The sequence below is a fragment of the Frankia sp. Cppng1_Ct_nod genome (genome assembly GCF_920656135.1).
GTDB lineage: Bacteria > Actinomycetota > Actinomycetes > Frankiales > Frankiaceae > Protofrankia > Protofrankia meridionalis.
Map to the genome: position 1 here is coordinate 1 of NZ_CAKKTK010000115.1, position 9,944 is coordinate 9,944.

Annotated in this window: 7 protein-coding genes; 2 read left to right on the plus strand and 5 right to left on the minus strand. The window is 72.4% G+C overall.

The genetic code is table 11. The features are described from left to right. The coding region (locus NBW77_RS20950) for a M17 family peptidase N-terminal domain-containing protein (protein ID WP_284346967.1) at nt 1-315 on the minus strand (315 nt) is incomplete at its 3' end. Between the two features lie 134 nt (nt 316-449). Between NBW77_RS20950 and gcvT the strand changes: the two genes are divergently transcribed. Then, nucleotides 450-1,568: a glycine cleavage system aminomethyltransferase GcvT gene (gene gcvT / locus NBW77_RS20955; RefSeq protein WP_131747491.1), complete on the plus strand. Its 1,119-nt coding sequence runs from the start codon at nt 450-452 to the stop codon at nt 1,566-1,568. A gap of 167 nt (nt 1,569-1,735) precedes the next feature. On the opposite strand, the gene cobS is transcribed toward gcvT, so the two are convergent. Both cobS and cobT read right to left on the minus strand, forming a co-directional pair. Further along, nucleotides 1,736-2,560 (minus strand): adenosylcobinamide-GDP ribazoletransferase, encoded by an 825-nt coding sequence (gene cobS, locus NBW77_RS20960; RefSeq protein WP_250280199.1) that lies wholly within the window; start codon nt 2,558-2,560, stop codon nt 1,736-1,738. After that, nucleotides 2,557-3,657, minus strand: a complete 1,101-nt coding sequence (gene cobT / locus NBW77_RS20965; RefSeq protein WP_250280201.1) for a nicotinate-nucleotide--dimethylbenzimidazole phosphoribosyltransferase — start codon at nt 3,655-3,657, stop codon at nt 2,557-2,559. The genes cobS and cobT overlap by 4 nt, the downstream gene beginning before the upstream one ends. Before the next feature lie 99 nt (nt 3,658-3,756). On the opposite strand from cobT, the gene NBW77_RS22175 reads away from it, so the two are divergent. Further along, on the plus strand, nt 3,757-7,737 hold the full coding sequence (locus NBW77_RS22175) for a DUF4062 domain-containing protein (RefSeq protein WP_284346969.1): 3,981 nt from the start codon (nt 3,757-3,759) through the stop codon (nt 7,735-7,737). Here NBW77_RS22175 and NBW77_RS20980 read toward each other — a convergent pair. Beyond that, nucleotides 7,706-8,635 carry a hypothetical protein gene (locus NBW77_RS20980; RefSeq protein WP_131747490.1) on the minus strand — a complete coding sequence of 310 codons (930 nt, stop codon included), beginning with the start codon at nt 8,633-8,635 and terminating at the stop codon, nt 7,706-7,708. The genes NBW77_RS22175 and NBW77_RS20980 overlap by 32 nt on opposite strands. Nucleotides 8,636-9,127: 492 nt before the next feature. Next, nucleotides 9,128-9,944: bifunctional adenosylcobinamide kinase/adenosylcobinamide-phosphate guanylyltransferase (locus tag NBW77_RS20985; protein ID WP_250280200.1), on the minus strand; the 817-nt coding region annotated here is incomplete at its 5' end.

Consider the following 9,944-nt stretch of genomic DNA (forward strand, 5'->3'; position numbering starts at 1 on the left):
TACCGTGCCGACCCCGACCGTGCCGACCCCGACCGTGCCGACCCCGACCGTGCCGACCCCGACCGTGCCGACCCCGACCGCGACCACGGTCGGGACCGCCAGGATGTCGAGCGTCGCGAAACGGACGAGGTCGCCCGCCCTGCCGGTCGCGCCGAGGTCGGCCAGCACGCGGCGCAGGCGACCGCCGAGCGCCGCGTCCAGGGATTCGCTGCCGCCGAGCGGGACGGGACCGTCCTCACCTGCCGCCACACCGATCACCAGCGCGTCGGTGTCGAGATCCAGCACGGATGAGGTCGTCACGGCAGTCGTGGTCATGCCGCGAGCCTACGGAAAACGCGGATCGGCGAGTTCTGGTCGGTGGCCCGCCGCAGAGCTCGGGGTTCCCGGATCGGGGTGGGGTTGGGTCCCCGCATCGTCGCGAAGCTGCTATGCGGGGTTAGCCTGCCGGCATGGGTGAGCTGTTGCGGTCTCCGCTGCACGACCGCCATGTGGCGCTCGGCGCGAAACTGGCCGATTTCGGTGGCTGGGAAATGCCGATCGAATACCCCGGCGGCGGTGTGCTGAGGGAACACGCGGCGGTCCGGTCCGCGGTCGGGATGTTCGACGTCAGCCATCTGGGCAAGGCCCGGGTACACGGTCCGGGCGCCGCCGCCTTCGTCAACGCCACCCTCACCGGCGACCTCGCCCGCATCGGGCCCGGTCAGGCGCAGTACACCCTGTGCTGCGAGGAGGAGACCGGTGGCGTGGTCGACGACCTCATCGCCTACCTGTTCTCCGACACCGACGTCTTCCTGGTTCCCAACGCGGCGAACACCGCCGAGGTCGTCCGCCGTCTCGCCGCGGCCGCGCCACCCGGTGTGGCCGTTGACAACCTGCACACGGCCTTCGGTGTGATCGCGGTGCAGGGGCCGCGGTCGGCCGAGCTGGTGGCGTCGCTGGGCCTGCCCGTCGACGGCGCCTACATGAGCTTCGTCCGGGCCGGCTGGACCGGTGCCGGCAACAGCGTCGGTGCCGACATCGTGGTGTGCCGCTCCGGATACACCGGTGAGCACGGGTTCGAGCTCGTGTCGCGCTGGGCGGACACCCCGGCGCTGTGGGACGCGCTCGCGGCGGCCGGCGCGTCGCTGGGGGTGCTGCCCTGCGGGCTCGGCGCCCGCGACACCCTGCGGACCGAGATGGGTTACCCGCTGCACGGCCAGGACCTCTCGCCCTCGATCACCCCGGTGCAGGCGCGGGCCGGCTGGGCGGTCGGCTGGGGCAAGCCACGGTTTTGGGGCCGGGACGCGCTGCTGGCCGAGCGGGCGTCCGGCCCGTCGCGGCTGTTGTGGGGCCTGCGCTCGACCGACCGCGCCATCCCGAGGCCGCACATGACGGTGTACGACCGGGACGGTTCCCCCGCGGGTGAGGTCACCAGCGGGACGTTCTCGCCGACGTTGCGCACCGGTATCGGGCTCGCCCTGCTCGACCGCGGGGTCGGCGAGGGGGACACCGTCCGGGTGGACGTGCGGGGACGTTCGTCGGCCATGACCGTGGTACGGCCGCCGTTCGTGACCGCCTCCCCGAAGTAGGTCAGGCCCCGAGACCGGAGTAGGTCAGGCCCACGCGAAGTCGGGTCAGCGGCCAGCACCGGCGACCATGATTTCCGGCGTGGTCGGGGTGTCCCGCTGCCTCCTGTACGCGGCCAGGCTGATCGCCCGTCTGTCAGCGTGAGCCGGGCATTGCGATCGGAGAGGCGCTAGATCAGGCCGAGGCGGTGCTTCACCCCGTAGGGGACGTTCAGGCTCATGAACACCAGCGTGACCGACGTCGCGACCTCGACGAGGGCGCCGAGCACATCCCCGGTGATACCGCCGAGGTAGCGGATCAGGTACCGCCGCAGCAGCCAGCCCGCGGCCGTCCCGGCCGCCACGGCGAGCACCGCGCGCACCGCGCGGCTGGTGTCGCCGCCGTCGATGTCGAGTCGTCCGGCGACGGCGGCGACCACGGCGACCCCGAGGACGGAGAGGACCGCGTGGCGTGGCCGCACGGAGCCGGCGACGAGGGCGCCGAGCCCGTCGGGGTGCGCGGCCGGCGCCCGCGAGGCACAGGCGAGTGTCGCCGCGAGCCGTCCGGTCATCGCCGCGACCACGATCGACACGGTGCCGCGGTGTTCGCTGATCGCCAGCGACAGCGCGGCTACCTGCACCAGCACCACGAACACCAGGGCCAGCGCGCCGAACGCGCCGATCCGCGAATCGCGCATCGCGGTCAGTGCGCGGTCCTGGCCGGCACCGAAACCGTCGGCGACATCGGCGAGCCCGTCCAGGTGCAGACCGCGGGTCAGCAACGCCAGGGTGGCGATCCCGATGACGGCCGGCAGCAGGTTCTGGGGTGTCGGGTCGGGCACCTTCGTGAAGAGCCGGAAGCCGAGCACGACAAGGGCGGTGATGACACCGAGAACGAGGCCGACCAGCGGCGCGAACGCCATGGCTCGCCCGATGGTCCGCCGGTCGAGGTCGCGGGGTCCGCGAACCGGCAGCACCGACAGCAGGGCGAAGATCGTCCGGGTCTCCGCCGTCACGTCGCGTCCGGGGTGGGGGTGTCGTCCGGGTCCGTGCCCGACCTGTCGCCGGCCTTGTCGCCGGCCTTGCCGTCCGCCTTGTCGCTGACCCCCGCCTGGTCGAAAGTGGCCATGTCGGCGAGGGTCGCCTGCGCGGCCACCAGCAGGTTGACCGCGAGCATCGCCCCGGTGCCCTCTCCGAGCCGCAGGCCCAGGTCAAGAAGGGGTTCGAGGCCGAGTGAGGCCAGGGTGAGGTGCTGCGCGGGTTCGGTCGAACGGGTACCGGCGATCCACCACGCCTTCGACCCCGGCGCGTACGCCTCGGCGGCCAGCGCCGCCGCGCAGACGACGACACCGTCGAGCACCACCGGGGTCCGGCGGACCGCCGCCTGGACGAGCAGGCCCGCGAGCGCGGCCAGGTCCGCGCCCCCGGCCACCCGCAGCAGCGCCAGCGGATCGTCGGCCCACGGCCGGCCACGGCGCATCGCGTCCCGGATCGCGGCGGTCTTGAGCATCCATCGGGAGTCGTCGATGCCGGTTCCGCGCCCGACGACCTCGATCGGTTCCCGGTCGAGCAGGGTGGCGACGACCGCCGCGGACGCGGTGGTGTTCCCGATGCCCATATCGCCGGGGATGAGCAGGTCGGCGCCCGCATCCACCTCCTCGTCTGCGACGGCACGGCCGACGTCGAACGCGCGGGAGACCTCGTCCGCGGTGAGGGCGTCCTCGACGTCGATCCGCCCGCTGCTCCGGCGGACCCGGTAACGCTCGGCGGGCGCCGTCCCGTCCACCCCGCCCGGCGCGCCCGGTTTGTCGGTGTCCACGCTCACGTCGACGACCCGTACGGACGCGCCGACCGTGCGGGCCAGGACGTTCACCGCGGCGCCGCCGGCGGCGAAGTTCGCCACCATCTGCGCGGTGACCTCCGGCGCGAACGCCGAGACACCCGTGCGCGCGATGCCGTGATCACCGGCGATCACGATCGCCCGGATGCGCCGGAAGGGTCGCGGCGGGCAGACCGCCTGGACACCGGCAAGCCAGATCGAGATCTCCTCGAGTCGTCCGAGAGCGCCCGGGGGCTTGGTCAGCGCTGCCTGCCGCTGCCGGGCTGCGGTCATCGCGTCGGTGTCGAGGGCCGGAACCGGCCCAGTGTCCTTGGTCTGCACAGCGTCTTTACTACCTGATGGGCCACCGGGCGCCCGGGATGGCCGGTAATCGTGAGGAAATCCGGTAGTTTGCCGGGTGTGCCGGGTCTGGAACGCAAGGTGTTTCTGAGCCACACCGCGGAGTTGACCTCGTTCCCACGGGACATGTCGTTCGTGGCGGCGGCCGAGCGTGCGGTCACCCGGGCCGGGGACCGGGCGATCGACATGGCGCACTTCGGTGCCCGCGATGACAAGCCGTCCGACTTCTGCGTCCAGCAGGCGAGCGAATGCCACGTCTACGTGGGGCTGGTCGGATTCCGGTACGGTTCGCCGGTCCCGGACTCACCCGAGGTCTCCTTCACCGAGCTTGAGTTCAACGCCGCGACGGCCGCGGGTCGTCCACGCCTGGTTTTCCTGCTCGACGACGACGCGGAGGTCCCGTTCCGCAAGTTCGTGGACTTCGCCTACGGCGACCGTCAGGACCGGTTCCGCGCCCGGCTGCGCGACAGCGGGATCATCACGGCGGGTTTCCGGACCGCGGCGGACCTGGAGACCGCCGTGCTGGACGCCCTGGTGAAGCTGCGGGAGAGTCAGCGGCTCGCTGCCGGTTTCGAGGACAACGGTCGGCGGACGCTCTCCCGGCCGGGTATGGCGCGCCGACCGTGGATGGTCCCCGACCGCCATGGCACGGTGGTCGCAAGACCGGTTCTTTCCACCAGGGTGCTCCGCCGGCTCCTGCGGACGGCGGGCAGGGCCGAGCGCCGGCCGCTGGTTCTCCACGGCGCGGGTGGGTTCGGCAAGACCACGCTCGCCGCGGAGGTCTGCCGCCGTGCCGAGATCGTCGAGCGGTTTCCCGGCGGGGTCCTGTGGGTCACTCTCGGCGAGTCGCTGGCGGGCGCGCAGCTCGCGGAAAAGATCAACGATCTGAGTGAGGCGCTGTCCGGCGTCCGGCCTGCGCTGTCCGACCCTGAACAGGCCGGCTTCCGGCTCGGTGAACTGCTCGGTGACGAGGACCGTCTGCTGGTCGTGGACGACGTGTGGCAGCGCGGCCAGCTTCGGCCCTTCCTGCAGGGAGGACCGGGGTGTGTGCGTCTGATCACCACCCGGTTGCGGGATCTGCCACCGGCCGCGGACGTCGTCGACGTCCCGGCCATGACCCGTGACGAGGCGTACGAGCTGCTGACGGTCGGTCTCGGGGCAAGGGTCCCGGTGGTCCACACCCGGCGGCTACTGGTCCTGACCGGTCGGTGGCCGGTCCTGCTCGCGCTGGTGAACCGTGCGCTGGTCCGGCATGTGCGTGACGGTGTCGCCCCCGACCGGGCGGCGGAGCGCGTGGCGCGGCGGCTGGAACGGCGCGGGCCGACCGCGCTGGACGTGAGCCGGCCGGAGGATCGGGCGCAGGCGGTCGAGGCCACCCTGTCCGCGAGTCTCGCCCTGCTCACCGGTGAACAGCTCGACCGTTACCTCGAGCTTGCGATCTTCCCGGAGGACGTTGACATCCCCCGGGCGACCCTGGAGATCCTCTGGGGTGCGACCGGGGACCTGGACGCCGACGAGGTCGACGACCTCTGTGAGGAGTTCGCGGACCTGTCCCTGGTGCTGGCCTACCGTCACGGCCCCCAGTCGTTGCTCATGCAGGACGTGCTGCGTTCCTACCTGCGCTCCCGGGTCGGCGGGGAACGCCTGCGGGAACTCAACGGGATTCTCCTGGACGCCGTGCGGGCGCGGCTCGCGTCGTCCGGGTTCGCGTCGTCCGGGTTCGCGTCGTCCGGGCTCGCGGACGACGGGCCGCCGCCGTGGTGGAATCTCCCCGAAACCGTCCCCTACCTCTGGGCGCATCTCGTCTACCACCTGGCCGAGGCCGGCCGGGTGGATGATCTGCGCGCGCTCATGCGTGATCTGCGCTGGACGCTCGCGAAGCTCGCCCGTCCGGCGCTCGGCCCGGTGTCCGCCGAAGCCGATCTCGCCCATGCCGAGCGGGTGGTCACCGACGACCCGGCCCTGCCGGCGCTGCGGCGCGCGCTCGTGCAGGCAGTGCACCTGCTCGGCCCGGTCGAACCCGAGGGTTCGCTGGCCGCGATCCTGCTCAGCAGGCTGGACGGCATCGAGGTGCTGGCCCCGGTGTGCGAGGCTCTCGCCGCGACAGCGCTGGGCCCACGCCTGGTCAACCGCTGGCGCCGTCCGGACCAGCCGGACCCGGCGCTGCGCCGGGTGCTGCCCGGCCACCAGCGCTGGGTGCGGACGATCGCCATCGCCCGAGACGGGTCGTGGCTCGCCTCGGCCGGAGACGATGCCACGATCCGGATCTGGGACACGACCCTCGGTGCATCGCGGCGCATCCTGACCGGGCATACCGGGACGGTCCACGCTGTCGCGATCTCGCCTGATGACCGCTGGTTGGTGTCGGCCGGTGCGGACGCGGTGGTGCGGATCTGGGATGTCGCGACCGGTGCTGTCCGACGTGAACTGACCGGCCACGACGGGGCGGTGTTCGGCTGCGCGGTTGCGCCGGACGGCTCATGGCTGGTCTCGGCGGGCGCCGACGGGAGCGTCCGGGTCTGGGATCCGGACGCGGGTCGCGGTTCCTCCCGGTTCGTTCTCGCCGGCCATCGCGGTGCGGCCCGGGTCTGTGTGATGACTCCGGACGGCCGGTCGCTCGTCTCCTCCGGTGACGACGCCGAGATCCGGATGTGGGACGCCCGTACCGGTGAGGCTGGACGAGTGATCCACACCGGGGCCGGGTCGGTGCTCGCCTGCGCGGTCGCCCCGGACGGCTCATGGCTGGTCTCGGCGGGCTCGGACGCGAACGTGCGGATCTGGGATATGGCCACCGGCGGGCAGCGGGCGGTGTTGGACGGGGGCGGCCTCGTCCGGGCCTGCGCGGTCGATCCGGACGGGTCCTGGCTCGCCGCCGCCGGCTGGGACGGCACGGTGCGGATCTGGGATGTCCGCACCTGCCGACTGCTGGCCGCGTTCGCCGGCCCGTCGGGTGGTTCCGCGGCGTGCACGGTCGCCGCCGACGGGTTGTGGCTCGCCTCGGGTGGGCGTTACGGCGTCGTGCGGATCTGGGACGTCCCGCCGGAGGTGCTGGCAGCGGCCGACGAGGTCTGGCCCGCGGGCCGTGACAGCCGGGTCGGTGAGTCGGCGGGCGTCGGCGGGCTGCGGAGCGAACCGGCCCGTGCCTGCGCGGTGAGTCCGGACGGCTCGCGGATCGTGTCCGTGACCGACGACGGGACCGTCTGCGGCTGGGACACCGCTTCCGGTACGTCGCTGTTCACCCTGGCGGGGGAGACGGCCCCGCCACGGGCCGCGTGTGCGGTCGCGCCGGACGGGTCGTGGTTCGCCGTCCCGCTTTCGGCCGGCGTCGCCTGCCTGCGAGACGCCGGCACCGGGACGGTCACGGCGCGGCTGTCGGTCCCGGGCGTGGCGCTGACCTCGTGGGCGGTGGCTCCGGACGGTTCCTGGCTGGTCGTGGCATGCGACGACGGCTCGCTGCGGTTCTGGGACGTTGCCGACGCGACCTGGACGGGCAGCCTCACCGGACATCGGAAGTCGGTGTCCGGGTGTGCGGTGAGCCCGGATGGAACATGGGTGGTGTCGGTCGGTGACGACGCGTCGGTGCGCGTCTGGGACGTCGCGACCCGCACCTTGCGGTTCGCCGCGGAAGGCCACGACGACATGGTGATCGGATGCGGGATCGCCTCGGACGGCACGTGGTTCGCCTCCGCCGGGTCGGACCGGACCGTGCGGGTGTGGGACGCGGTGACCGGGGCGCAACGTGCGGTCCTGCACGGTCACGTCGGCGCGGCGCGGTCCTGCGCGGTGAGCCCCGACGGGCGTTGGCTCGCCTCGGACTGCGGGAACACGGTGCGCGTCTGGGATGTGGCAACCTGGCACTGCGTCGCGGTGGCCCGGGTCGACGGTGCGGCCCGGGCCTGTTGCTGGCTGCCGGACTCGCGGGGACTGGTCGTCGCCGGCGCCGGTGGCCTCTACCTGTTCGAACTCGTCGGGACGGAGGATCTCATTGCCTGGAGCCGTCCCACGCGGACGTGAGCTCGACCAGGTCGGACCAGTCGGCGCCGTGGCGGGCGGCCTGCGCCGCGAGGTGGGCCACCTCCGCGCCAACCCATGCGGCCGGACGGCCGGCCGAGGCGGCCACCGCGTTGGTGACGTGCTGTTCGGCCTCCTCGACGTCCACGCGGGTGCGGGAAAGAGCGGCGTCCGCGGCGACGATGTGCACCAGGGGCGTCAACCCGCCGCTTGTGGCGCTGTCACCGACCCGTTCGCGGGCCTCCGACAGGAACGGCGCGGCGGCGTAGGTCTGGCGGGCCAGGACGAGGACGCTGGCCGCCATGGTCGCGAACAGCGTGGGATGGTAGCTGTCCAGGGAGTATGCGGGCGTGCCGTGCGCGTCGGTCGGTAGGCGGTCCATGAGTTCCTGTGCCCGGCCGACCGTGGAGACCGTGCCCACGGTGTCGCCGAGTCGCGCCCGCGCGGACGCTTCGCCGAGGGCCAGCATCACCGCCACGGGTGAGCTACCGGCGTACCGCTGTCCCTCCCGGGCGAGATCGAGCGCGGTCTGCCACCGTTCGAGAGCCCGTGCCGCCATCGCGCGGACGGCATGGGCGTGTGCGATCGTCGGCCAGTCCCCGATCAGCTCGGCGACCGCTTCCGCGTGGGTGAGCGCGCGGATTCCGCTGGCCGTGTCGCCCGCGTCGATGAGCGCGTTGCCTTCCAGGACGAGGATGCGGGAGTGCAGCGCCTGCCAGTCGCGCCCGGCGTGGAGATTCTTCCCCCAGCGCGTCATGGCACCGATGTGCCGGCTGAGATTCCATGCCTGCAACGCCGTCTGCGCCGGCGGGGTCGACCCGTATCCGGTGACCAGGGCCTGCATGGCACTGCCGAGCCTGGCCAGGTTGTCATCCGCGATGTGGCCGGTGCGATGGCTCATGATCCGACCTGTCCGGGTTGATCCGGAGGTGGCCATGACAGCGGCAGCGGTAAGACCGCCGGCGGTCGTGAACCTTCGACGATCAATGCCCATGGGGGACTCCAGATGTTTATCCCCCGCCTGGGGTAAGTGTCCGGCGGCTTTGCATTCGTGTCGATGGTTCCGGTTCCCCCGTGGATGTCCGGTCTGCGACGGTCCGACCCCGAGGATGCGCGAAAAACCATGATCGCTTCTCCTCCGGTGGGCAGCTCGTCGGCGGGTCGCCGCTGGTTGAGAATTATCGGCCCCATACCTGTGACGTCGTTCGGCCCACCCGGTGTGGTTGCCGCGACCGAACCCGCGGTTGCACTGCGCAGGCCCTAGGGCGACTGGTCGATGCCCGGATGCGGAAAGGCCTCGGGTTCAGCGGGGTTCACCGGCCTCCGTAGGTAGGAACCGTTGTTATGACGATGGTTTCCACCTACGGCCGGCTGTCGCCGTGACGACCGCCTGTCAGCGCAGGCGGGTGGGAATGCCGACGACGACGTGCCAGACTTCGTCGGACTCGGCCGCGATCGCCGCGTTGACATGGCCGAGGGCGTCACGGAAGCGGCGTCCGACCGCGGTCGTGGGCACGATCCCGGAGCCGACCTCGTTCGTGACCGCGACCACATGGCGGCGGGTGTCCCGCCACGCTGCCGCGAGCTCCTCCAGGCGGGCGGGCCAGTCCCCGAGGTCGGCGGTCAGCCACAGGGTGAGGCAGTCGATCAGCAGCGGCGGGCCGTCCGTACGCAGCAGCGGCACCAGGTCGGCGGTCTCCACGGTCCTCCAGTGGGACGGGCGGCGAACCGAGTGGGCGGCCACGCGGGCCGCCCACTCGGCGTCACCCGGTATCACCGGCCCGGCCGTGGCCACGTACATCACGTCCGGCCAGGCGGCCAGACGTCGCTCGGCCTCCGCGGACTTGCCGGATCTCGTGCCCCCGGTGACGAGAACGCGGTAGGGCCGCGGCGGGCGCGAGGAAATCGGTGTTCCGCGGAACACCGCGGCGGCAGGTGTGACGTCCAGCACGGTGCCGTCGGGATGGATCTCCGCTCCCATCGGCGCCAACCGCCGGCCGAGTTCCCCACCGGGCGGGTTGCGGTGGCTCAGATGGACGGCGATGACCCTGGTCGTGTCGATCACTGCGTCGCGTCGCCGCAGTTGCGCGAGCACGTCCGCGAACCCCGCCAGGTCGAGGTGTTCGCCGAACCCCGGGCGGTCGCCGTTGTTCTCCTCCATCAGCACCACGTCGAAGGCGCGGCCGGTGAGCGCGTCCAGGGTCCGCGGC